The organism is Cupriavidus sp. GW823-FHT06D04 (assembly GCF_058795055.1).
This window is the reverse complement of the sequence record NZ_JBXAHL010000038.1, coordinates 17,741-42,123: the sequence shown is the minus strand read 5'-3', so window position 1 is coordinate 42,123 and position 24,383 is coordinate 17,741. Positions and strand designations below refer to the sequence as shown.

Genomic DNA, 24,383 nt, shown 5'->3' with positions numbered 1-24,383 from the left:
GGTTTGCGGCTTATCCCTGCCCCGGGGCCGCCACCAGGACCATAGCCGGGGAGGGGAATTCTTGAGGAGACACCAATGAAAGTGCACGTGAAGTTGGGGATGTCAGCCCTTGCCTGCGCGGCTGCGCTGGCTTGCGGGTCCACCTGGGCAGGCGAGGCGGAAGCGAAGAAGTGGATCGACAATGAGTTCCAGCCCTCGTCGCTGGCCAAGGACAAGCAGCAGGCCGAAATGAAGTGGTTCATCGATGCCGCCGCCAAGCTCAGGGCCAAGGGTGTCACGCAGATCAGCGTCGTGTCTGAAACCATCACCACGCACGAGTACGAATCCAAGACGCTGGCTAAGGCGTTCGAGGAGATCACCGGCATCAAGGTCAAGCACGACCTAATCCAGGAAGGCGACGTGGTCGAGAAGCTGCAGACCTCGATGCAGTCCGGCAAGTCGATCTACGATGGCTGGATCTCTGACTCGGACCTGATCGGCACGCATTACCGCTACGGCTCGATCCTGCCGCTGACCGACTACATGAACGGCGCCGGCAAGGAATGGACCAACCCCGGCCTGGACGTGAAGGACTTTATCGGCACCAAGTTCACCACCGCGCCGGACGGCAAGCTGTACCAGCTGCCCGACCAGCAGTTTGCCAACCTGTACTGGTTCCGCGCCGACTGGTTTGCGCGCAAGGACCTGCAGGACAAGTTCAAGGCCAAGTACGGCTATGACCTGGGCGTGCCGACCAACTGGTCGGCCTATGAGGACATCGCCAACTTCTTCACCAACGACGTGAAGGAGCTCGACGGCAAGAAGGTCTATGGGCACATGGACTACGGCAAGAAGGACCCGTCGCTGGGCTGGCGCTTCACCGACGCCTGGCTGTCGATGGCCGGCACCGCCGACAAGGGCCTGCCCAACGGCATGCCGGTGGACGAGTGGGGCATCCGCGTCGCCGAGGACAAGTGCACGCCGGTCGGCGCCTCGGTGTCGCGCGGCGGTGCCACCAACAGCCCGGCGGCGGTCTATGCGCTGACCAAGTACATCGACTGGATGAAGAAGTACGCGCCGCCGCAGGCGATGGGCATGACCTTCTCCGAGGCCGGCCCGGTCCCCGCGCAAGGCCAGGTGGCGCAGCAGATCTTCTGGTACACCGCTTTCACCGCGGACATGACTAAGAAGGGGCTGCCGGTGGTCAACGCCGACGGCTCGCCCAAGTGGCGCATGGCGCCGTCGCCGTACGGCCCGTACTGGAAGCAGGGCATGCAGAACGGCTACCAGGACGTGGGCTCGTGGACCTTCTTCAAGAACACCGACCCCAACAAGCTGGCGGCCGCCTGGTTGTACGCGCAGTTCGTCACGTCCAAGACGGTCTCGCTGAAGAAGTCGCTGACCGGGCTGACCTTTATCCGCGACAGCGACATCCACCACGACTACCTGACCAAGAACGCGGCCAAGTACGGTGGGCTGGTCGAGTTCTACCGCAGCCCCGCGCGCGTGGCCTGGACGCCGACCGGCACCAACGTGCCCGACTATCCGAAGCTGGCCCAGCTGTGGTGGAAGAACGTGGCCACCGCGGTGACCGGCGAGAAGACGCCGCAAGCCGCCATGGACACGCTGGCCGAAGAGATGGACCAGGTCATGGCGCGGCTGCAACGCGCGGGCATGAGCAACTGCGCGCCCAAGCTCAACCCGAAGGGAGATCCGGGCAAGTGGCTGTCGAACGACCATGCGCCGTGGAAGAAGCTGGCCGACGAAAAGCCGAAGGGCGAGACCATTCCTTACGACAAGCTGCTGCAGGCGTGGAAGGAGGGGAAGGTGCGCTGAGGCGCCGAAGCGTTGATGCTGCCGGCGACGGTTGAATGCCTTACGTGGTCAAGTCCGATGTTTCCGATTGGGCCTCTGCCGCCGCCTGCACCGCATAACGCGCCTTGCCATGCCGCTTGGCCTCGTACAGCGCCATGTCGGCGTGCATGAACAACTCGCTCGCGGTCATGGTGTGGCGCGCGTCATGGATGGCCGAGCCGACGCTGGCCGAGGCCGCCAGCGTGTGACCGTCGATCACGAAGGGCAAGCGCGCGTCCTGCACGACGGTGTTGGCGATGGACGCCATGGCCTGGCGGTCGGCAACGCCGTCCAGGATCACAGCAAACTCATCGCCGCCGATGCGCGCGACCGCGTCGCCCTTGCGCACGCAGGCGCGCAGCCGCTGCGCAAAGGCGACCAGCAACTTGTCGCCCACCGGATGGCCAAAACTGTCGTTGACGCCCTTGAAGTCGTCCAGGTCCACCAGCAGCAGCGCCAGCGAGCGCCCGTCGGCGCTGGCGCGGGCCATGCATTCGGCCAGGCGCCGGTCGAAACCCTTGCGGTTGAGCAGGCCGGTGAGGTAGTCGGAGATGGTCTGCGCTTCCAGGCTGCGCAGTTTTTCGCGCTCATGGGTGACGTTGCGCCCGAACATGTGCAGGCCAATGACGGTGTCCTGGGCATCGTTCCAGGCCGGCTGGTAGGTGATCTCCATGCATTCGGTGCCGTCGGCGCTTTCCCGCGTAAAGGTAACTGACTGCCCGGCCCGGGCTTGTTCCAGGTACGGCTGGCAGGCCAGGTATTCCTGGGTGCCCCACAGTTCGCGCAGCGACAGCCCCACGATCTGCTGCGCCGGCACGCCATACCGCTGCGCATAGGCCTGGTTGACGAAGACATAGCGCTGCTGCATGTCGATGAACGAGACAAAGTCCGGCACATGATTGGCGATCGCCTCGATGCGCTTCTCGCTTTCGGCGGCGCGGTCCTTGGCCGCTTTCAGCGCGGCTTCGCGCTCCGACAACTGCGCCACCACCTCGGCGAAGGTCACGGCCAGTTCGCCGATCTCGTCGGCACGGCCGGCGGGCAGGTCCGCCACCGCTGCCGGGTTGGTGCCGATCTGGCGCACGGCGCGGTGCAGCCGCTGCAGCGGTTCAAGCAGCCGGCGCATGACCAGCCACATCATCGCGGCGGCAAGCAGCATGGTGAAGGCGCCGATGACCAGGGTCCGTTGGCGCACCGCGACCAGCGGCGCGTAGGCTTCGGCTGCCGGCAGGACCGCCACCACCTCCCAGCCGTTGGATGCCAGCAGGTAGCGCGCCACGATCGGCTGCGTCGGCGTCAGGACTTCCAGGAAGGCGGGGGCGTGGTCGGCGCCGCAGGCTTCGCCGAGCGCGCGTGCGGGACTCAGCACGCGGGCAACGTCCGGATGCATTGCATAGCGGGGATTGGTGCCGGCGGAAACCAGGCAGAAGCTGCCGGTGGTGCCCACGCGGCTGTGCGCAAGCTCGCGCAGGAAGTTGCTGTCCGCGAGGTTCAGGACGCCCCCAAGCACGCCGCGCAACTCGCCACCCGGCCCGTGCAGCGGCACTGCCAGCACCACGCCGGGGGCATTGGTCTGCTTGCCCTGGATCAGGTCCGACACCGCGAACGCCTGGCCCTGCTGGATATCGCGGAAGTAATCGCGATCGTCCACGCGCAGGCGCACGCCATCCGGCACGGCGGTGCTGAACACCAGGTGCCCGTCGGGCGCGGCCAGGAAGACGGCGTTGAAGGCCTCGGGCATTTCCACCAGGCCTTCCACGGCCCGGCGCAGCTCGGCCGGCTTTGCCGAAAGCATGGGGGAGAGCTGGCGCGCCACGCGCCGCAGGACGGCGGCCCGGCCCTGCAGTTTTTCATCGAGTTGCTCGGCCACCATCTTGACCAGCGTGTCCTGCTGCGTCTGCTGCAGGGTCTTCAGGCCGTCGTAGGCGTAGTACTGCGCGTAGAGCGCGCGCAGCACGATGATCAGCGTCACCACACCCGCCGTGGCGAACGCCATCCGGTACTTCAAAGAGTGCTGCATGATTGACTTATTTCTTGTGCGCACTGACCCGTATTCCCGTCCCGGCCGCATCGTGTTGCCGACCCGAGATTCCTGTCCGGGACGTGAAATCAAGATTAGCAGATGTCAAGATGAAATTCGCAACTGTTTGCAACCGCGTGCCCGGCTGTACGCGTAACGTGCCTGCCGCGCTACAGGGAAGGGCGTGGCCGGTGGCGAGATCGCCACGCGCACTCATGCACGGATTCCGGCTTGGCATTAGCATGCGGGATGGCCCGCGATGTGGCAGGCCCGTCTCGCGGTTCCTGATTCCTTCCAGCCCAAAACGCCAATGACTACACCGACTACGCTGCTTGACCTGGCCGGCGCCAGCCGCACCCCTTCCGCCTGGGATGCCGCCGTCCTGATTCTGATCGACCATCAACGCGAATACGTCGACGGCCGCCTGCCGCTGGTCGGCATGCCCGCGGCCGTGGCTGCCTGCGCGCAGTTGCTGGCGCTGGCGCGCAGCCACGGCACGCCGGTGATCCATGTCGCGCATCACGGGCGGCCGGGCAGCAAGGCGTTCGATCCGACCGGGCCGTATGCCGCCTTCATCGAAGGGGTGGGGCCGCAGGCCGGTGAGATTACCGTCACCAAGGGCTTGCCCAACAGCTTCGCCGGCACCACCCTGGCCGACGAGCTGGCCAGGCTCGGCCGCAAGGAGCTGATCGTGGCCGGCTTCCAGACGCATATGTGTGTCAGCGCCACGGTGCGCTCGGCGCTCGACCACGGTTATCGCAGCACCGTGGTGGCCGCTGCCTGCGCCACGCGCGACCTGCCTGACCCGCTCGGCGGCCCCGCGGTACCTGCGGCCGATCTTCACCGCAGCACGCTGGCCGCGTTGAATGACCGCTTTGCCACGGTCGTTGCAGACGCAGGGGCCTGGCACGGCTAAGCAGCGATGGGCCAGGTGCGCACGCGCAGCACGGTATGGTCGCCGCGGCGTCAATTCCAGCGCGGTCCGCACGCCCCGCCGGGTGATCGGCGCGACAAAGCGTGCCGTGTCCGCTGCCGCAGCGAGCCGCAGCGCATCGCCAGCCGCAGGATATGCAGCGGCACGAACCGCGGCTCGTGTCCGCCAGCGCGGCCAGCGTGAAGTGCAGCGGCTGCCGGGCCAGTGCGATGAAGCGCCCGCGCAGCCGCGCCAGCGTTGTCGCGGGCGCTGCCAGTCCTTCGCCCTCGGCGCCGCTGCGCGTCATGCCGCGCACACGCGGCTGCCACAGCGTGCCGGCAACCAGCAGCGGTGCGCGCCCCGCGCCATCTGCATCCACGCATGCATCGAGCGCCACGACCGCGCCCGCCAGGTCATAGGTGGACGCCACCGAGGCAAAGCTGCGGTGGTAGCCGATGATGCAATCCAGGTCTTCGTCATAGACCGGCCGCGCATCGCGCGGCACGCGCGCCGGGCGCATCTCGAACCAGCCGGCACTGACCGGGTTGCGGCCGGTCCAGGGCAGGGCGGGTTCTGTTTCGGTCGCGGTGGGGAGGCAGGCGGATGGCAAGGCGTGCTCCGGTGCAGGTCGGAGCAGTCAAGGTAGCCGGCAGGTGAGTGGCCGGAAATGAGATAAGCCTTGTCGCTGGCAACGGAAAGGTTGCGTCGCGACGTGGCTGTGGCCTAGAAGCTCACGCCCAGCGAAAGGATCGCGACCTGGTCCGTCGAGCCCGGGTTGAACCAGTAGAAGCCCGCCGTGAACCTGCGCACCGTGACCTGGAAAAAGCCGCCTCGCTGGAGTTCGCGGTCTCTCCCGTAGATCCGGGTGCGTTGCGCGACCAGGCCCAGCCTCAGCCATTCGACCGGGCGGAAGCCAAGTTCACTCCAGGCGTAGAGATAGCCCGGTTCCTCGCCGCGCGCGTCCAGGTATTCGGCTTCGATGTAGTAGTCGAACTTGCTCACTGCCACGCTGGCCTCGATCCCGCCGATCAGGCCGTGGGTGGAGCCCCCCACGAAGCCAACGATGGGTGTCGCCTTGAACTGGATGGTTTCGCCGCCCGAGAAGGTCCAGCCGATGAAGGCTGACTGCGAATGGACTGCCTCGTAGTTGCTTCTTGCCTCGAGGTGAAGCTGCTTCCTTTCCGCGATGAAGATGCCGGAGAGGTAGTCGCCGCTCTGGCGCGGCATGTTCCAGTAGCCTGTTGCCGAGAAGGTCCAGGGTGAGCCGGCCGCCTGCCCGGCGGCATCCGGCGCGGGCTGGGGCGGCTCCTGTGCCTGTACCGCGCCCGCGCCAAGGGCGGTGGCAAGCAGCAGGATCGCGCCTCGCATCTCAGCCGCCCAGCGCGATGATGGCGATGGTCATGACGACGCCCAGCGCCGTCATGGCTGCGCCAGTGACCCAGCCGCCAAAGCCGGCATAGTGGCCCAGCGCCCACCCGGCGACGAACAGCATGGCCAGGGTTAGCCCGCGCGAGATCAGCAGCGCCAGTCTGACGTTGTCCAGCAGTACGAACGGCAGTGCGACCGGAAACGTGGTCAGCACAACGATAAAGAAGATGCGCACGGCACCCAGCAGGTCGGCCATGTTCAGGCGGGGGCGGGGCGGCAGCGCCGGGGCGGCGGCAAGCCGTGCCCGCATGGCTTCCAGTTCCTTGTCGGTGACCAGCGACTTCGTTGCGCGAGGCAGCGCATCGCGAATCAGGCCGATCGCAGTGGCCCGGTCGCTAGCATTCCTGACGGCAAGCGCCAGGGAGATCCGCTGGCCGCGGCTTGCCAGCGTACGGATCAGGAACATGACCGCGTCCACCATGCCCCAGGCCAGGTTGCAGCCCAGCGCGGCATGCATCATGGTGCGGCTGGCATCCGGGCCGCCCGTGCCGCTCGACACCGCGCCGACAAAAGTGAGCGCCATGAACAGGCCGAAGCACATCTCGGAGACGCGGTCGACCACGTCCAGCACCGGCTCCCGTGTCTGCGCATCCTCCGGTGGCACGGTCGCGCCGGCATGGATCGTCGTCCTGGGTGAATCGGGCATGGCGGACTCCCGAAAGCTGCGTCGATGATCGGATGGGCGATAGGGATGGCCCGGTGAGGGCGAGGGCGAGGGCGACTGTGCCTGCCAGGCCCGTCGTCCTGTGGACAAGTATGCGCGCCAGGCGCAAATATGCCAGGCCAGCCTGCCTTGATTGGCGTCGTGAACCACGGTTTTCCGGGGAGGGTAGAAAACCTGGGCAAACGCCGGACAACAAAAAACCCAGAGAGCTTGCGCTGTCTGGGTTTCCTGGCAACTTAGGCAGTTGCTCGCCATTTGTCTGGTGGGTGGTACAGGGATTGAACCTGTGACCCCTGCCGTGTGAAGGCAGTGCTCTACCGCTGAGCTAACCACCCCTGTCTGCGTCGTCGTTGCCGTCGTGCAGCAGAGAAATGAGATTATGCAGAGGTCTCTGTATCTTGTAAAGCCCTTTTTGAACTTTTTTGTCAGGCAGCCAGGCTTCCGGGTGCTTCCGCCGGGGCCTCCTGCCACACAGTCTTGCCGCCGCTGGCCTTGTCCAACCCCTTGAGCAGGGCGAGGTGGGCCTGTTGTTCTTCATCGGTGGCGCGCAGCACCGGCAGGGCCAGGCGCGACAGGTCGGCGCTGGCGATGGCGCCGCCTGCGCCCGCCGTGCTGTCGTGCATGTCGATCACCAGCGAATCCTGGCCGCGCGTCATGGCCAGGTAGACCTCGGCCAGCAGCTCGGCATCCAGCAGGGCGCCGTGCAGCGTGCGGTGGGCGTTGCTGATGCCCAGGCGGTCGCACAGGGCGTCGAGCGAGTTGCGCTTGCCGGGGAACATCTGGCGGGCTTCGCGCAGGGTATCGATCACATTGCCGGCATGCTGGCGGAACGGCGGCAGGCCCAGCAGCTGGAATTCCATGTCGAGGAAACCCAGGTCGAACGGCGCGTTGTGGATGATCAGCTCGGCATCCTGGACGAACTCGCGGATGTCGTTGACGACTTCTGCAAAGCGGGGCTTGTCGGCCAGGAACTCGACCGTGATGCCGTGCACGGCGATCGCGCCCTCGTCGATATCGCGTTCCGGGTTGACGTAGAAGTGCAGGTGGCGCCCCGTCAGGCGGCGGTTCATCAGCTCGACGCAGCCGATTTCGATCAGGCGGTCGCCGGTGGCGGCACTCAGGCCGGTGGTTTCGGTGTCGAGAACGATTTGTCGCATGGCGGGCATTCTAGCGGAGCGGCGCGGGCGCTCCGCGGTTTCTTGTTAGCGAAAGGGATCAGCGGCCGATCGATTCGACGCCGCGGTTGGCCAGCGCGTCGGCACGTTCGTTGCCGGGGTGGCCGTTGTGGCCGCGCACCCAGTGCCAGGAGATCTGGTGCGGCTGCGCCAGGGTGTCCAGCTCCTGCCACAGGTCGGCGTTCTTGACCGGCTTCTTGTCGGCGGTCTTCCAGCCGCGGGCCTTCCAGCCGGGCAGCCATTCGCTGATGCCCTTCTGGACATACTGCGAGTCGGTATAGACACGCACGACGCAGGGCCGCTTGAGCGCGCGCAGCGCTTCGATCACGGCGGTCATTTCCATGCGGTTGTTGGTGGTGTTGGGCTCGCCGCCGAACAGTTCTTTCTCGCTGGTGCCGGCGATGAGCACCGCGCCCCAGCCGCCGCGGCCGGGATTGCCCTTGCAGGCGCCGTCGGAGTAGATCGTGACTTCTTGCATGTGATTCCATGGTGGCCACCCGCCGGGCGGGTGGCGCATTGAAGGGGGCAGGAGAAGGGCGCTGGACCGCGTCAGCGCTCTTTGCCGGGGGTCTTGCCGTGCGTGCCGGTGGGTGTGGCCACGGGCGATGACACCGGGGCCAGTGCCGGCTTGCTCTTCCAGGCCGGGCCGACCAGGCGGATATTGCGCACGCGCTTGATCGCCGAGATCATATAGACCGCGCCGAAGATCGGCCACCAGCGGTCGCCGGCCTTTTCCATGAAGGCGGCGCGCTGCAGCCAGCGGTCGGTGCGGTAGGGCGGGCAGTAGCAGCCAAAGCGGCCGCGGATGATATCGAAGCCGAGCAGCTTGAGCCAGTCCTTGATGCGCACAAAGCCGATCTGCTGCGCGTCCGTCGGCAGGAAGGGCGTGGCGCCGAGCCGGTTCATGCCCTGGCGCGCGCCCCACAGGCTCATCGGGTTGAAGCAGGTGACCACCACGCGCCCCTCGGGCATCAGCACCCGCGAGACCTCGCGCAGCACTTCGTGCGGGTCTTCGGCGAATTCCAGGATGTGGGGCAGGGTGACCAGGTCGATGCTCTGGGTGTCGAACGGCAGCTCGTCGAAGCGGCACAGCAGCTGGCGCGCGTCGGGATGTGCGGCACGCGGCCCGTGCGGTCCGCTGGAAGGGTCCAGCGCCAGCGCCGAGAACGGCATCCGGTTCTCGCGCAGGGTGTCAATATAGGGCAGGCCCATCTGAACCGCGTGGTAGCCGAAGATGTCGGTCACGGTCCGGTCGTACTGCTGCGCCTCCCAGCGCAGCATGTACTCACCGGGCGGCGAGGCCAGCCAGTCTTCCCAGCTTACAATCGAATGATTGGGACGATTGGACATAGGAGCATGCGCATGTTGAAGGTTGAGCCGATCCCGGCGTTCCAGGATAACTATATCTGGGCCATCCACGACGGGCGTCACGCCGCCGTGGTCGATCCCGGCGAGGCCGCGCCGGTGGAGCGCTTCCTGGCGCGAAACGGTCTGGCTCTGGGCGCTATTGTAATCACCCATCACCACGGCGATCACCAGGGCGGGGTGGCCGAGCTGCTGGCGGCGCACCCGCGCACGCCGTCGGGCGCGCCGATGCCGGTGCTGGGGCCGGCTGGCGAACGCATCGGCGGGCGCACCCAGGCTCTGCGCGAAGGCGATGTCGTGACGCTGCAGACGCCGGCGCTGACGCTGCGCGTGCTGGACGTGCCCGGGCACACCGCCGGCCATATCGCCTATGTGGGTGACCTGGGCGAAGCCGGCCCGGCGGTCTTCTGCGGCGATACCCTGTTCGCCAGTGGCTGCGGGCGTCTGTTCGAAGGCACGCCGGCGCAGATGCTGGACTCGCTCGACAAGCTGGCGGCGCTGCCGGGTGATACCCGCGTCTATTGCGCGCACGAATATACGCGCAGCAATGTGCGCTTTGCGCGGGCGGTGGAGCCGGCCAATGCCGCGCTGGCGGCGTGGGAGCAGCGGGTTGACGCGCTGCGCGCGGCGGACCAGCCGACGCTGCCGACCACCATCGCCCATGAGCGCGAGGTCAATCCCTTCCTGCGCTCGCGCGAGCCGGCGGTACGGGCGGCAGTGGCGGCGCAGGGCGGGGCCGCCACGGGCGATGCGCAGGCGTTCGGTGCGCTGCGCGGCTGGAAGGACAATTTCCGCTGAGCGCTGCCCGGCCTGCCGGGCCTTGCGCCGCAAGGCTTTCCGGCTGCCCGTCGGAGATTGGCTATATGGAAAATCTGATTGACGCGATACGCGGTTTTTTTTAGCATCACGCATCCTTTTGGCGTCGCGATTCGAGAACTTAATGAAAATTGGTCGATTACTGGCGGTGGTCGCGTGCGCCGCGCTGCTTGCAGCGTGCGCCAGCACCCCCACGCCGCCTGATGGCGCCTATGGCGCCGCGACCGCCCAGACCGCCAAGCGCCAGGACCCGCTCAATTCGCTCAGCGACAAATCGGCGCTTTCTTCCGCTTCCACGATCAATGTCGACCAAGGTGGCCTGGACTGGCTGCGCGGCCCGTCCAACGACATCTGGGACCGCATCCGGCGCGGCTTTGCCATGCAGGACCTGGAGGGTACGCTGGTCGATGACCGCACCCAGTGGTATGCGCAGCGGCCGGAATACATGGAGCGGATGGTCGGGCGCTCAAGCCGCTACCTGTACCACATCGTAGAAGAGCTGGAACGGCGCAAGATGCCGACCGAGCTGGCGCTGCTGCCGTTCGTCGAGAGCGCGTTCAATCCGCAGGCCCAGTCCACTGCCAAGGCAGCGGGCATGTGGCAGTTCATCCCGAGCACCGGCAGGTCGTACAACCTGAAGCAGAACATGTTCCGCGACGAGCGCCGTGACGTGCTGGCCTCGACTGATGCCGCGCTGGACTACCTGGCGCGGCTTTATGACATGTTCGGCGACTGGCACCTGGCGCTGGCGGCGTACAACTGGGGCGAGGGCGCGGTGTCGCGCGCGATTGCGCGCAACCAGGCGCGCGGGCTGCCGACCGACTACGCCAGCCTGCCCATGCCGAATGAGACGCGCTACTACGTGCCGAAGCTGCAGGCGGTCAAGAACATCATCGCCAACCCGGCCGCGTATAACGTCAAGCTGCCCGAGATCCCGGACCATCCGTACTTTGTCACGGTGACCACCTCGCGCGATATTGACGTGAACCTGGCGGCAAAGCTGGCGGACATGTCGGTGGAGGAGTTCAAGGCGCTCAACCCGTCGTTCAATCGGCCGGTGATCCTGGGCGCGTCCAACCCGCAGATCCTGCTGCCGTTCGATAACGCCGAGCGCTTCCAGTACAACCTGAACACCTACCGCGGCGGGTTGTCGAGCTGGTCGGCGGTGACGGTGGACAGCCGCGAGCGCATCGAAGCGCTGGCGGCACGGCTGAATGTCGACGCCGATACGCTGCGCGAGATCAACAGCATCCCGAAGGGCATGCGCCTGAAGGCAGGCTCGACCGTGATGATTCCGCGCTCGGGCCGCCACGACCAGGATATCAGCGCGACCCTGGCCGACAGCGCCATGCTGGCGATGGAGCCTGATTTGCCGGATGCGCGCCGCGTGGTGGTGCGTGCCAGCCGGCGGGACACCGTGGCCTCGGTGGCGCGGCGCTATGGCGTCTCGGCGGGACAGGTGCAGTCGTGGAACAAGCTCTCCGGCACCAAGCTGGTCGCCGGGCAGAGCCTGGTGCTGATGGTGCCGGTGCGCGGCGCCGGCGCGGTGCGGGCGGCGCGGGCCGAACAGGCTGACCGTGCCGAGCGCGCGGAGCATTCCGAGCGCGCCGAGCGAAGCAGCAAGGGCGGCATCGTGCGGACCTCGGCCAAGGGCAAGGCGGAGCCGCGCAAGCGCATCACCGTCGAGGCCTCGTCGCGGCACACGGCAGCCAAGGCGGCGCCGGCGCGCGCGGCGCGCGAGTCCAAGCCGGGGCCGACCGTCAAGGCGTCGGCCAAGGCCGGCACCAAGGGGGCCAAGGCTCGCTGACAAATGCGGGCGCCGGCTGGTCCGGCGCACGGCGCAAGAAGGGGCGATGCCGTCGGCACGCCCCTTTTTTTTCATGTGCCAGGCCCCGGCGCCCACCCCTCTCCGAATCTGTGTCCACGCGCACCCGCGCCGGTGGCAAACTACGGTCATCATCACAATGACCGCAGACGCGGAGGAGACAGACATGACGGCAAGCCATGCCGTGCATGCCCGTTCGCTGGCCGACCCCGAGGGGTTCTGGGCTGAACAGGCGGCGCGCATCGACTGGGAAACCCCGTTCGTCCAGGTGCTCGACAACAGCCGCGCGCCCTTTACGCGCTGGTTCGTCGGCGGGCGCACCAACCTGTGCCACAACGCGGTCGACCGCCACCTGGCGGCCCGCGCCAGCCAGCCGGCGCTGCACTGGGTCTCGACCGAGACCGACCAGGCCCGCACCTATACCTACGCCGAGCTGCACGACGAGGTCAGCCGCATGGCTGCGACCCTGCAGGGCCTGGGCGTGCAGAAGGGCGACCGCGTGCTGATCTACATGCCGATGATCCCGGAAGCCGCCTTTGCCATGCTGGCGTGCGCGCGCATCGGCGCGATCCATTCGGTGGTGTTCGGCGGCTTTGCCTCGGTCAGCCTGGCCGCGCGCATCGAGGATGCCCGGCCGCGCGTGGTGGTCAGCGCCGACGCCGGCTCGCGCGCCGGCAAGGTGGTGCCCTACAAGCCGCTGCTGGACGAGGCCATCCGACTCTCGTCGCACCAGCCCGGGAAGGTGCTGCTGGTGGACCGGCAACTGGCGCAAATGCCCCGTACCGAGGGCCGCGACGAGGACTATGCCGCCTGGCGCGAGCGCGTGGCCGGCGTGCAGGTGCCGTGCGTGTGGCTGGAATCGAGCGAGCCGTCGTACGTGCTCTACACCTCCGGCACCACTGGCAAGCCCAAGGGCGTGCAGCGCGATACCGGCGGCTACGCGGTGGCGCTGGCCACGTCGATGGAGTACATCTTCTGCGGCAAGCCCGGCGACACCATGTTCACCGCATCGGACATCGGCTGGGTGGTGGGGCACAGCTATATCGTCTATGGCCCGCTGTTGGCCGGCATGGCCACGCTGATGTATGAAGGCACGCCGATCCGCCCGGACGGCGGCATCCTGTGGCGGCTGGTGGAGCAATACAAGGTCAACCTGATGTTCAGCGCGCCGACCGCGATCCGCGTGCTGAAGAAGCAGGACCCGGCCTGGCTGACCCGCTACGACCTGTCCAGCCTGCGCCTGCTGTTCCTGGCCGGCGAGCCGCTGGACGAGCCCACCGCGCGCTGGATCCAGGACGGCCTGGGCAAGCCGGTGGTCGACAACTACTGGCAGACCGAATCCGGCTGGCCGATCCTCGCGATCCAGCGCGGCATCGAGGCGCTGCCGCCTAAGCTGGGCTCGCCCGGCGTGCCGGCCTATGGCTATGACCTGAAAATCGTCGACGAGAACACCGGCGCGGAATGCCCGCCTAACCAGAAGGGTGTGGTCGCCATCGATGGCCCGTTGCCGCCCGGATGCATGAGCACCGTGTGGGGCGATGACGACCGCTTCGTGCGCACTTACTGGCAGGCGGTGCCGAACCGGCTGTGCTATTCCACCTTCGACTGGGGCGTGCGCGACGCCGACGGCTACGTCTTTATCCTGGGCCGCACCGATGACGTGATCAACGTGGCCGGCCACCGGCTGGGCACCCGCGAGATCGAGGAAAGCCTGTCGTCCAACTCCGCCGTGGCCGAGGTGGCGGTGGTGGGCGTGCAGGACGCGCTCAAGGGGCAGGTGGCGATGGCATTCTGCATCGCCCGCGATCCGGCGCGCACGGCCACGGCCGAAGCGCGGCTGGCATTGGAAGGCGAGTTGATGAAGACGGTGGAGCAGCAACTGGGTGCCGTGGCGCGGCCGGCGCGCGTATTCTTTGTCAATGCGCTGCCCAAGACCCGCTCCGGCAAGTTGCTGCGGCGCGCCATGCAGGCAGTGGCCGAAGGGCGCGACCCGGGCGACCTGACCACGATCGAGGACCCGGGTGCGCTGGAACAGTTGCAGGCAGCGCTGAAAGGCTAGATGGCGGGTTGAGGGCGTGGCGCTGTGGGTGCCTTGCGGGGCACTCCGCATCCCACCCTTGCCATCGGCCGTGATGCAGTCTAATATTTGAAGCATAAAATATTTAGACATCATCTAGATGGCGGTGTGATCCTGGCAAAGGTGCCCGGCGCAGCCGGCAGGAGGCGACAGATGCGAGTGCTTTGTATTGGTGGTGGCCCGGCGGGCCTGTACTTCGGCCTGCTGATGAAGCTGCAGGATCCGGCCAACGAGGTCATCGTGGTCGAGCGCAACCGGCCCTACGACACCTTCGGCTGGGGCGTGGTGTTCTCTGACGCCACCATGGACAACCTGAAGGAAGCCGACCCGGTCAGCGCCGCCGAGATCAACGCGGCCTTCAACCACTGGGACGATATCGACATCCATATCGGCGGGCGCACCATCCGCTCCGGCGGCCATGGCTTTATCGGCATCGGCCGCAAGCGCCTGCTCAATATCCTGCAGGCGCGCTGCGAGGCGCTGGGCGTGAAGCTGGTGTTCGAGACCGACGTGTCCGACGACCAGGCGCTGGCGATGCAATACCAGGCCGACCTGGTGATCGCCTCGGACGGCCTGAACAGCCGCATCCGCACCCGCTACGCCGACACGTTCCAGCCTGACATCGACACGCGCCAGTGCCGCTTTGTCTGGATGGGCACGCACAAGCTGTTCGACGCCTTCACCTTTGCCTTCGAGAAGACCGAGCACGGCTGGTTCCAGGCGCACGCCTACCGCTTTGACGACACCACCTCGACCTTTATTGTCGAGGCCCCGGAGTCAGTCTGGCGTGCGGCGGGCATCGAGCAGATGAGCCAGGAAGAGGGCGTGGCCTACTGCGAGCGCCTGTTCGCGCGCTACCTCGACGGCAACAAGCTGATCACCAATGCGGCGCACCTGCGCGGCTCGGCGATCTGGATCCGCTTCCCCCGCGTGATCTGCCGCCAATGGGTGCATTGGAACACCTTGCCCGACGGCCGCCGCGTGCCGGTGGTGCTGATGGGCGATGCCGCGCACACCGCGCATTTCTCGATCGGTTCGGGCACCAAGCTGGCGTTGGAAGATGCCATTGACCTCGCCGAAGAGATCCGTGGCAGGGGTCATGACGGCCTGCCCGATGCACTGTCGCGCTACGAAGCCACGCGCGGCGTGGAAGTGCTGAAGATCCAGAACGCGGCGCGCAACTCGACCGAATGGTTCGAGAACGTCGAGCGCTACGCGGGCAGCCTGCCGCCGGAGCAGTTCGCCTATTCCCTGCTGACGCGCTCGCAGCGCATCTCGCATGAGAACCTGCGCGTGCGCGATGCGGACTACGTGGCGCAGTTCGAGCACTGGCTGGCGCGGCAGGCCGGCGTGCAACCGGAGAGCCTGCAACTGCGCGAGCACCTGCCGCTGCCGCCGATGTTCACGCCGTTCCGCATGCGCGGCGTCACGCTGAAGAACCGCGTGGTGGTGTCGCCGATGGCGATGTATTCGTGCACCGACGGCGTGCCCGGCGACTTCCACCTGGTCCACCTGGGTTCGCGCGCGCTGGGCGGCGCCGGCATGGTGGTGGCGGAGATGACCTGCGTGTCGCCCGATGCGCGCATCACGCCGGGATGCCCGGGTTTGTGGAACGACGCACAGCGCGACGCCTGGCGCCGCATCGTCGACTTCGTGCATGCTAACAGCGATGCCCGCATCGCCATGCAGATCGGCCACTCGGGCCGCAAGGGCTCGACGCAGCTCGGCTGGGAGGCAATGGACCATCCGCTGCCGGAAGGCAACTGGCCGGTGATCTCGGCCTCGCCGCTGCCTTACCTGCCGGGCGAGTCGCAGACCCCGCGCGAGATGACGCGCGCAGACATGGAGCGTGTGCGCGATGACTTCGTCGCCAGCGCGCGCCGCGCCGCCGAGGCCGGCTTCGACTGGCTGGAGCTGCACTGCGCGCACGGCTACCTGCTGTCGAGCTTTATCTCGCCGCTGACCAATACGCGGGAAGATGAATACGGCGGTTCGCTGGCCGCGCGGCTGCGCTACCCGCTCGAGGTGTTTGCCGCGGTGCGTGCGGTGTGGCCGGAACACAAGCCGATGTCGGTGCGCATCTCGGCGCACGACTGGGTCGAAGGCGGCATCACCCCCGACGACGCGATCGAGATCGCACGCGCCTTCAAGGCCGCCGGCGCCGACATGATCGACTGCTCGTCGGGCCAGGTCAGCCCGGACCAGGCGCCGGTCTACGGCCGCATGTACCAGACCCCGTTTGCCGACCGCATCCGCAACGAGGCCGGCATCGCCACCATTGCCGTGGGCGCGATCTTCGAGGCCGACCACGTCGACTCGATCATCGCCGCGGGCCGTGCCGACCTGTGCGCGATCGCGCGGCCGCACCTGGCCAACCCGGCCTGGACGCTGCAGGAAGCGGCGCGCATCGGCTATCGCGATATCGCCTGGCCCAAGCAGTACCAGGCCGGCAAGCGGCAACTGGAAACCAACCTGGAACGCGCCGCGGCGCAGGAGAAGCAGGGATGACGCGCAGCACGGGTTCACTGTCAGGGCGCCACGCACTGGTCACCGGCGGCGGGCGCGGCATCGGCGCGGCCATCGCGCGCCGGCTGCTGGCCGACGGCGCCAGCGTGACGCTGCTGGGCCGCGATGCCGGCGCGTTGCAGGCGACCGTGCAAGCGCTGCGTAAGCTTGCTCCCGCAGGCGCCGTGGTCTCCCTTGTCACGGCCGATATCGCCGATGCCGGCAGCGTGGCGCGCGCCTTTGCCGCCGCCGCCGAGCAGGCCGGCCCGGTGTCGATGCTGGTCAACAATGCCGGCCAGGCGCACAGCGCACCGTTCCTGAAGACCGATGCCGGGCTGTGGCAGCGCATGCTGGATGTGAACCTGACCGGCACCTTCCTGTGCACGCAGGCGGCGCTGCCGGCGATGCTCGATGCGGGCTGGGGCCGCATCGTCAATGTGGCGAGCACGGCCGGCCTGATCGGCTACGGCTATGTCAGCGCCTATTGCGCGGCCAAGCATGGGGTGATCGGCCTGACGCGCGCGCTGGCGCTGGAAACCGCGGCCAAGGGCGTGACCGTCAATGCGGTCTGCCCGGGCTATACCGAAACCGACATCGTGCGCGACGCGGTGGCCAATATCGTCGGCAAGACCGGCCGTACCGAGGAACAGGCGCGCGCCGAGCTGGCCGCACGCAATCCGCAACGGCGGCTGGTGCAGCCCGAGGAAGTGGCCGACGCGGTGGCCTGGCTGTGCCAGCCATCCGCGGCCGCGATCACCGGCCAGGCGATCCCCGTCGCCGGCGGCGAAGTGATGGCGGGCTGAACCTCACCGACTGCAACAGACAACGAGAGAAACCCATGACAGAGATCGCACTCGACATGCGCCACCACAAGCGCAGCTTTGCCGGCTACCAGCCGAAGCACTTCCTGTGGTCGGTGTCCGGCGACGGCAAGGTCGGCACCGTGACGCTGAACCGGCCGGAGCGCAAGAACCCGCTGACTTTCGATTCCTATGCCGAGCTGCGCGACCTGTTCCGCGGCCTGTGCTATGCCAGCGACATCAAGGCGGTGGTGGTGACGGGCGCCGGCGGCAACTACTGCTCGGGCGGCGACGTGCACGAGATCATCGGGCCTCTCACGCGCATGACCATGCCTGAGCTGCTCGACTTCACGCGCATGACCGGCGACCTGGTCAAGGCCATGCGCGCCTGCCCGCAGCCGGTAGTCAGCGCGGTCGACGGCATCTGCGCCGGCGCCGGCGCGATGATGGCGCTGGCTTCCGACATGCGCCTGGGCACGGCGCAGGCCAAGACCGCGTTCCTGTTCACGCGCGTCGGCCTGGCCGGCGCCGACATGGGCGCGTGCACGCTGCTGCCGCGCGTGATCGGGCAGGGGCGTGCCAGCGAACTGCTCTACACCGGCCGCTCGATGAGCGCGGAAGAGGGCCTGCAGTGGGGCTTCTTCAATGCGCTGCATCCGTCCGAAGCGGTGCTGGCCCAGGCCCATGCGCTGGCCGCGCAACTGGCCGCTGGCCCGACCTTTGCCCACGGCGTGACCAAGAAGCTGCTGCACCAGGAATGGAACATGGGGCTCGACGAGGCCATCGAGGCCGAGGCCGAAGCCCAGGCCATCTGCATGCAGACGCGCGACTTCCGCCGCGCCTACGAGGCCTTCGTCGCCAAGACCAAGCCGGTGTTCGAAGGGGACTGAAGCGCCATGTCCGACAAGACCTATCTCGACCTGCCGCTGTTCGACGACGCGCACCGCACACTGGAGCGCGAACTGGACGCCTGGTGCGCGCAACACCTCCATGTCGACCACAGCGATACCGACGCCGCCTGCCGCGCGCTGGTGCGCCAGCTGGGCGAGGCCGGCTGGCTGCGCTATTGCGTGCCGGCCGCGCACGGCGGCGCGCTGCCGGCGCTGGATTCACGCTCGCTGTGCCTGCTGCGCGAAACCCTGGCGCGCCATGACGGCCTGGCCGATTTTGCCTTTGCCATGCAGGGGCTGGGCTCGGGCGCGATCTCGCTGGCCGGCAGCGCTGCGCTGCGCGCGCATTACCTGCCGCGCGTGGCCCGCGGCGAGGCGATTGCCGCGTTTGCACTGTCCGAGCCGGAGGCCGGTTCCGATGTGGCCGCCATGCAGTGCAGCGCACGGCTGTCGGACGACGGCAGCCACTATGTGATCGACGGCGCCAAGACCTGGATTTCCAACGGCGGCATTGCCGACTTCTACTGCGTGTTCGTGCGCACCGGCGAGGCGCCGGGCGCGCGCGGCATCTCCGCCTTCGTGGTGGATGCGGATACGCCAGGCCTGACCATCGCCGAGCGCATCGACGTGATGGCGCCGCACCCGCTCGCCACGCTGCGTTTCGACAACTGCCGCGTGCCCGTGGGCAACCGGCTGGGCGAAGCGGGGCAGGGCTTCAAGGTGGCGATGATGACGCTCGACATCTTCCGTGCCTCGGTTGCGGCGGCGGCGCTGGGCTTTGGCCGCGCCGCGCTGGACGATGCACTGGCGCGCGCCTGCGCGCGTCCGATGTTCGGCGGCGTGCTGGCCGACCTGCAGCTGACCCAGGCCGCCATCGGCGACATGGCCACCGCGATCGATGCCGCGGCGCTGCTGACCTACCGCGCGGCCTGGCTGCGCGATGTCAAGGGCCAGCGCACCACGCGCGAGGCGGCCATGGCCAAGATGGTGGCGACCGAGAACGCGCAGCAGGTGATCGACCGTGCGGTGCAGATGTTCGGCGGCCTGGGCGTCAAGGTCGGCACGCGGGTGGAAAGCCTGTACCGCGAGATCCGCTCGCTGCGTATCTATGAAGGCGCCACCGAAGTGCAGAAGCTGATCATTGCACGCGAGACGCTGGCCGGGCGCAAAGCCTGACGCGCCCGCGAGCTACCCACGAACTGCCGTACCGATACAGAGCAGACAGGAGACAAGCCATGGCGACCACAGCCCACCTCGATACCTTCGCGCGCGACCGCCTGCCGCCGCCCGAAATGTGGCCGGTGTTCCGCTTCAATGCCGATACCGACTACCCGGAGCGGATGAATGCCGCGGTGGAGCTGCTAGACCGCCACGTGCGCGAAGGCCGCGGCGAGCGCATCGCCATCCGCCATCGCCGCGACGGACAGATAGAGACGGTCACGTATGCGCAGCTGGCGGCGCTGGTGAACCGCATCGCCCATGTGCTGGTCGAGGACATGCAACTGGTGCCCGGCAGCCGCGTGCTGCTGCGCGGACCCAACAACCTGATGATGGCCGCCAGCTGGCTGGCCACGCTCAAGGCTGGCCTGGTCGCGGTGCCGACCATGCCGCTGCTGCGCGCCAAGGAGCTGAAGCAGATCATCGACAAGGCCCAGGTCGGCGCCGCGCTGTGCGATGCGCGGCTGCGCGAGGAGCTCGAAGCCAACCAGCAGGAGGGCGGCGAATTCCACTGCCCGAGCCTGGCGCGCACGCTGTACTTCAACGGTGAAGGCGAGGGTTCGCTGGAGGCGGCGCTGGCGGGCAAGCCGGATGCCTTCGCGGCCTGCGACACCGCCAGCGACGATGTCTGCCTGATCGCCTTTACCAGCGGCACCACCGGCCAGCCCAAGGGCACCATGCACTTCCATCGCGACGTGCTGGCCATGTGCGACCTGTTCCCGCGCCACGTGCTGTGCCCGCAGCCCGACGACGTGTTCTGCGGCACGCCGCCGATCGCGTTCACCTTCGGGCTGGGCGGCATGCTGTGTTTCCCGCTGCGCATCGGCGCCAGCGCCGTGCTGGCCGAGAAGCTGACGCCAGAGACGCTGCTCGGGTTGATCCAGGATTTCCGCGCCACCATCGTCTTTACCGCGCCCACCTTCTACCGGCAGATGGCAACGCTGGCGCCGCGCTATGACCTGTCCAGCCTGAAGAAGAGCGTGTCGGCCGGCGAAGCCCTGCCGGACGCCACGCGCCAGAGCTGGAAGGCGGCCACCGGCATCGAGATGACCGACGGCATCGGCGGCACGGAGATGATGCATATCTTTATCTCCAGCGCCGGCGCCGAGGTCAGGCCGGGCGCGATCGGGCGGGTGGTGCCGGGCTATGTCGCGCAGATCGTCGACGAGAACATGCAGCCCCTGCCGCCGGGACAGGTCGGCAAGCTGGCGGTGCAGGGGCCGACCGGCTGCCGCTACCTGGACGATCCGCGCCAGTCCAACTATGTGAAGGCGGGCTGGAACCTGCCGGGCGATACCTTCTTCGTCGACGAGGACGGCTACTACTTCTACCAGGCGCGTTCGGACGACATGATCATCTCGGCCGGCTACAACATCGCCGGGCCGGAGGTGGAAAGCGCACTCATGCAGCACGAGGCAGTGGCCGAATGCGGTGTGGTCGGTGCGCCCGACGACGGGCGCGGCCAGGTGGTGATGGCCTATGTGGTGCTGCGCGAGGGCGTGGCGGCGGACGACGCTACCCGCACCGCGCTGCAGGACTACGTGAAGCGCCAGATCGCACCCTACAAGTATCCGCGCCGCATTGTGTTCGTGCCGGCGCTGCCGCGCACCGAGACCGGCAAGCTGCAGCGCTTCCGGCTGCGGCAGATGGCGGAGCAGGGCAATGGCGGTGGCAATGGCGGCACTAACCAGGCGGGGAAGCCATGAGCCCCGTGTTCCGCAGCACCGTCCTGGTGCGCTTCAAGCACTGCGACGCCGCGGGCATCGTGTTCTACCCGCGCTATTTCGAGATGCTCAACGATCTGATCGAAGACTGGTTTAGCGAGGCGTTGGGCTGGCCCTTCGATGCCATGCATGGCGAGGGCCACGCGGGCGTGCCGACCGCCGAGCTGGAGTGCCGCTTCCTGGCGCCGAGCCGGCTGGGCGAGGTGCTGACACGGGAGCTGCGCGTGCTGAAGCTGGGTCAGTCCAGCTTTACCCTCGCGATCCGCTTCGCCGGCCCGCATGACGATACCCGCATGGAAGTGACGCAGCGGCTGGTCTGCGTCGATACCGGCTCGATTGCTCCGCAGCCGTTGCCCGATGCCGTGCGCGAGGCCATGTCGTCCTACCTGGTCGCGACGGCTTGAATCCCGGAATTCCATCCACTCATACAGATATCAACAGGAAAACGCATCATGAACATCCTGCAGCCGCCCGACTGGGCGCCCCCGCGTGGCTACGCCAACGGCACCATGACCGAAATGCAGGTCGGCAGCCGCCTCCTCTTTGTCAGCGGCCAGATCGGCTGGACCGGCAAATGTGAATTCGAGACCGACGACTTCGGCCTGCAGGTGGCGCAGGCGCTGCGCAACGTGGTTGCCGTGCTGGCGGCCGGCGACGCGCTGCCCGAGCATATCGTGCGCATGACCTGGTATGTGAAGGACAAGGCGGAATATGTCGGCGCCTACGGGGCGATCGGCCAGCACTACCGGGCCATCATCGGCCGCCACTTCCCGGCGATGACGGCGGTCGAGGTCGCGGACCTGGTGGAGCCGCGCGCCAAGGTGGAAATCGAGGTCACGGCGGTCGTGCCGCCGCAGGCGTAACGTAGCAGGCACAGGCCGGGACGGCGGCCGGCGGCGTGGTGGCGCCGCCCGCTGCCGCGTGCAAGTCCTTGAAAACTTGAGAAAATGGGTGGCGCGGGATATAATTCGAAAGTTTCGCTTTCAGAACCCTTCACCCTAGCGCCTACCGCTTTCCACCTTCCGCCGCCCCCATCCGCGCCGCCTTTGCTGTCCGCATTCAATGTGACGCAAGAAGCAGGTCGCGACCGGATCCGACCGCATCGGCGCAATGCCGCTGCCGCCGTCACGGATCCAGCCTGGGAGGCACGAGGCGTCGATTGGTCGGTCACGGGGTGAGTCCAGCAGGAGCCTACCCGTGTTACCGTCTTTTCCGTCCGCCATTCTCGCGCTAGCAGACGGCACGGTCTTTCGTGGCTATTCCATTGGCGCTTCCGGCCATACCATCGGTGAAGTGGTGTTCAACACCGCCATCACCGGTTACCAGGAAATCCTCACCGACCCGAGTTACTCGCGGCAGATCGTCACGCTGACGTATCCGCATATCGGTAACTACGGGGTCAATCCTGAGGATGTCGAAGCCACGAAAGTCCATGCCGCCGGCCTGATCATCAAGGATCTGCCGATCCTGGCCTCGAACTTCCGCAAGGAGCACACCCTTGCCCACTACCTGAAGCAGGAAAAGGTGGTGGCCATCGCCGGCATCGATACGCGCAAGCTGACGCGTATCCTGCGCGAAAAGGGTGCCCAGAACGGCTGCATCCTGGCCGGCGAAGACAATGTCCAGAAGGCCATCGACCTGGCCCGCTCGTTCCCCGGCCTGGCCGGCATGGACCTGGCCAAGGTGGTTTCGGTCAAGGAGCCGTACGAGTGGACCCAGACCGAGTGGAAGCTGGGCGAAGGCTACGGCAAGCAGGACAAGCCGCAGTTCCACGTGGTCGCCTATGACTACGGCGTCAAGTACAACATCCTGCGCATGCTGGCCGAGCGCGGCTGCAAGGTGACGGTGCTGCCCGCGCAGGCGAGTGCCGCCGACGCGCTGGCGCTGAATCCGGACGGCGTGTTCCTGTCCAACGGCCCCGGCGACCCCGAGCCGTGCGACTACGCCATCGCCGCCACGCGCGAGTTCATCGAGCGCGGCATCCCGACCTTCGGCATCTGCCTGGGCCACCAGATCATGGCCCTGGCGGTCGGCGCCAAGACCCTGAAGATGAAGTTCGGCCACCATGGCGCCAACCACCCGGTCAAGGACCTGGACGACGGCCGCGTGGTGATCACGTCGCAGAACCACGGTTTCGCGGTGGACGCGGACACGCTGCCGTCGAACGTGCGCGTGACGCACAAGTCGCTGTTCGACGGTTCGCTGCAGGGTTTCACGCTGACCGACAAGCCGGCCTTCTGCTTCCAGGGTCACCCGGAAGCCTCGCCCGGCCCGAACGACGTGGCTTACCTGTTCGACCGCTTCATCAAGCTGATGACGGACGCGCGCAAGTAAGCGGGCAAGAAGAACAGCGCAGACCTCAGGGACATCCCATGAACGCCTTCATACATACCGCCTTCGGCATCACCGATTTCTGGACCTATGTGCTGGGCACGATTTTTATCGTGCTGCTGCCCGGGCCGAACTCGATGTATGTGCTGTCGGTGGCGGCGCAGCGCGGCGTGCGTGTCGGCTACAAGGGCGCATGCGGGGTGTTCCTGGGTGACTTCGTGCTGATGGTGCTGTCGGCAGCGGGCGTGGCCTCGCTGCTCAAGGCCAGCCCGGCGTTGTTCTACGTGGTGAAGTACATCGGCGCGGCCTACCTGGCGTGGATCGGCTTCAACATGCTGCGCGGCGCGGTGCGCAACTGGGCCGCGCGCGGCGATGCGGCCGCGGCCGCGACCGTGCCGGCGGGCACGGCCGACCAGTCCGATCCGTTCCGCAAGGCGCTCCTGATCAGCCTGCTGAACCCGAAGGCGATCCTGTTCTTCATCTCGTTCTTCATCCAGTTCGTCGATCCGGCTTTCGCTTACCCGGTGCTGTCGTTCGGCGTGCTGGGGCTGGTCTGCCAGATCTGCAGCTTCGCCTACCTGACCACGATCATCTTCGTGGGCGCGAAGCTGGCCGACGCATTCCGGCGCCGCCGGCGCCTGTCGGCCGGCATGTCGAGCGGGGTGGGGGCGATGTTCATCGGTTTCGGCGCCAAGCTGGCGACGGCCACCATGAACTAGGCGCGGCGGCGGACAAGCTGACCTTTTCGAATCCGGACGGATTCCCTGATTACCGGCGCGGCCCGCATGCAAGCGGGCCG

General features: G+C 67.3%; 20 protein-coding genes and 1 tRNA gene. 14 read left to right on the top strand and 7 right to left on the bottom strand.

The window, feature by feature from the left end; all coding sequences use genetic code 11:
- The first annotated feature begins 87 nt into the window (after positions 1-87).
- Entirely contained in the window at positions 88-1,815 is a 1,728-nt protein-coding gene (locus AC1Q7H_RS32085; protein WP_211982287.1) for an ABC transporter substrate-binding protein, read from the top strand.
- 40 nt (positions 1,816-1,855) lie between these two features.
- Here the strand turns inward: AC1Q7H_RS32085 and AC1Q7H_RS32080 are convergent, their stop codons facing one another.
- Positions 1,856-3,853 (bottom strand): sensor domain-containing diguanylate cyclase, encoded by a 1,998-nt coding sequence (locus AC1Q7H_RS32080; RefSeq protein WP_492382135.1) that lies wholly within the window; start codon positions 3,851-3,853, stop codon positions 1,856-1,858.
- A gap of 310 nt (positions 3,854-4,163) precedes the next feature.
- On the opposite strand from AC1Q7H_RS32080, the gene AC1Q7H_RS32075 reads away from it, so the two are divergent.
- The gene (locus tag AC1Q7H_RS32075; protein ID WP_492382134.1) at positions 4,164-4,769 is read left to right on the top strand and encodes a cysteine hydrolase family protein; all 606 of its coding nucleotides are present in this window, start codon (positions 4,164-4,166) and stop codon (positions 4,767-4,769) included.
- A gap of 720 nt (positions 4,770-5,489) precedes the next feature.
- Here the strand turns inward: AC1Q7H_RS32075 and AC1Q7H_RS32070 are convergent.
- From AC1Q7H_RS32070 to AC1Q7H_RS32045, 6 genes are all read right to left on the bottom strand, one after another.
- Positions 5,490-6,134 (bottom strand): hypothetical protein, encoded by a 645-nt coding sequence (locus AC1Q7H_RS32070; protein WP_211979916.1) that lies wholly within the window; start codon positions 6,132-6,134, stop codon positions 5,490-5,492.
- Position 6,135: 1 nt separating this feature from the next.
- A complete protein-coding gene (locus AC1Q7H_RS32065; protein ID WP_211979915.1) occupies positions 6,136-6,840 on the bottom strand; it encodes a VIT1/CCC1 transporter family protein in 705 nt (234 codons plus the stop codon).
- Between the two features lie 278 nt (positions 6,841-7,118).
- Positions 7,119-7,193 (bottom strand) — tRNA-Val (locus AC1Q7H_RS32060).
- Positions 7,194-7,283: 90 nt separating this feature from the next.
- The gene (gene dnaQ / locus AC1Q7H_RS32055) at positions 7,284-8,024 is read right to left on the bottom strand and encodes a DNA polymerase III subunit epsilon (RefSeq protein ID WP_211979914.1); all 741 of its coding nucleotides are present in this window, start codon (positions 8,022-8,024) and stop codon (positions 7,284-7,286) included.
- A 49-nt stretch (positions 8,025-8,073) separates the two neighbouring features.
- Complete coding sequence (gene rnhA / locus AC1Q7H_RS32050) at positions 8,074-8,511, bottom strand: ribonuclease HI (protein ID WP_013957305.1); 438 nt, start codon at positions 8,509-8,511, stop codon at positions 8,074-8,076.
- Between the two features lie 71 nt (positions 8,512-8,582).
- A complete protein-coding gene (locus tag AC1Q7H_RS32045; protein WP_211979913.1) occupies positions 8,583-9,383 on the bottom strand; it encodes a methyltransferase domain-containing protein in 801 nt (266 codons plus the stop codon).
- A gap of 12 nt (positions 9,384-9,395) precedes the next feature.
- On the opposite strand from AC1Q7H_RS32045, the gene gloB reads away from it, so the two are divergent.
- From gloB to leuE, 12 genes are all read left to right on the top strand, one after another.
- Entirely contained in the window at positions 9,396-10,196 is an 801-nt protein-coding gene (gene gloB / locus AC1Q7H_RS32040) for a hydroxyacylglutathione hydrolase (RefSeq protein ID WP_492382133.1), read from the top strand.
- A gap of 142 nt (positions 10,197-10,338) precedes the next feature.
- Complete coding sequence (locus tag AC1Q7H_RS32035; protein ID WP_013957302.1) at positions 10,339-12,021, top strand: transglycosylase SLT domain-containing protein; 1,683 nt, start codon at positions 10,339-10,341, stop codon at positions 12,019-12,021.
- A gap of 184 nt (positions 12,022-12,205) precedes the next feature.
- Positions 12,206-14,098 (top strand): propionate--CoA ligase, encoded by a 1,893-nt coding sequence (locus tag AC1Q7H_RS32030; RefSeq protein ID WP_041228002.1) that lies wholly within the window; start codon positions 12,206-12,208, stop codon positions 14,096-14,098.
- A 171-nt stretch (positions 14,099-14,269) separates the two neighbouring features.
- Positions 14,270-16,624, top strand: coding sequence for a bifunctional salicylyl-CoA 5-hydroxylase/oxidoreductase (locus tag AC1Q7H_RS32025; RefSeq protein WP_153954719.1), 2,355 nt, complete (start codon positions 14,270-14,272; stop codon positions 16,622-16,624).
- Entirely contained in the window at positions 16,621-17,424 is an 804-nt protein-coding gene (locus tag AC1Q7H_RS32020) for an SDR family NAD(P)-dependent oxidoreductase (protein WP_013957299.1), read from the top strand. Before AC1Q7H_RS32025 ends, AC1Q7H_RS32020 begins: the two co-directional genes overlap by 4 nt.
- 35 nt (positions 17,425-17,459) lie before the next feature.
- Positions 17,460-18,311 carry an enoyl-CoA hydratase family protein gene (locus tag AC1Q7H_RS32015; protein ID WP_013957298.1) on the top strand — a complete coding sequence of 284 codons (852 nt, stop codon included), beginning with the start codon at positions 17,460-17,462 and terminating at the stop codon, positions 18,309-18,311.
- A 6-nt stretch (positions 18,312-18,317) separates the two neighbouring features.
- On the top strand, positions 18,318-19,487 hold the full coding sequence (locus AC1Q7H_RS32010) for an acyl-CoA dehydrogenase family protein (protein WP_013957297.1): 1,170 nt from the start codon (positions 18,318-18,320) through the stop codon (positions 19,485-19,487).
- A gap of 59 nt (positions 19,488-19,546) precedes the next feature.
- Positions 19,547-21,235, top strand: a complete 1,689-nt coding sequence (locus tag AC1Q7H_RS32005; protein ID WP_211979911.1) for an AMP-binding protein — start codon at positions 19,547-19,549, stop codon at positions 21,233-21,235.
- Positions 21,232-21,657: an acyl-CoA thioesterase gene (locus tag AC1Q7H_RS32000; RefSeq protein WP_013957295.1), complete on the top strand. Its 426-nt coding sequence runs from the start codon at positions 21,232-21,234 to the stop codon at positions 21,655-21,657. Before AC1Q7H_RS32005 ends, AC1Q7H_RS32000 begins: the two co-directional genes overlap by 4 nt.
- 48 nt (positions 21,658-21,705) lie before the next feature.
- Positions 21,706-22,116, top strand: coding sequence for a RidA family protein (locus AC1Q7H_RS31995; protein ID WP_013957294.1), 411 nt, complete (start codon positions 21,706-21,708; stop codon positions 22,114-22,116).
- A 334-nt stretch (positions 22,117-22,450) separates the two neighbouring features.
- Entirely contained in the window at positions 22,451-23,587 is a 1,137-nt protein-coding gene (gene carA, locus AC1Q7H_RS31990; protein ID WP_013957293.1) for a glutamine-hydrolyzing carbamoyl-phosphate synthase small subunit, read from the top strand.
- A 38-nt stretch (positions 23,588-23,625) separates the two neighbouring features.
- The gene (gene leuE / locus AC1Q7H_RS31985) at positions 23,626-24,303 is read left to right on the top strand and encodes a leucine efflux protein LeuE (protein ID WP_492382132.1); all 678 of its coding nucleotides are present in this window, start codon (positions 23,626-23,628) and stop codon (positions 24,301-24,303) included.
- The last annotated feature ends 80 nt before the right edge of the window (positions 24,304-24,383 follow it).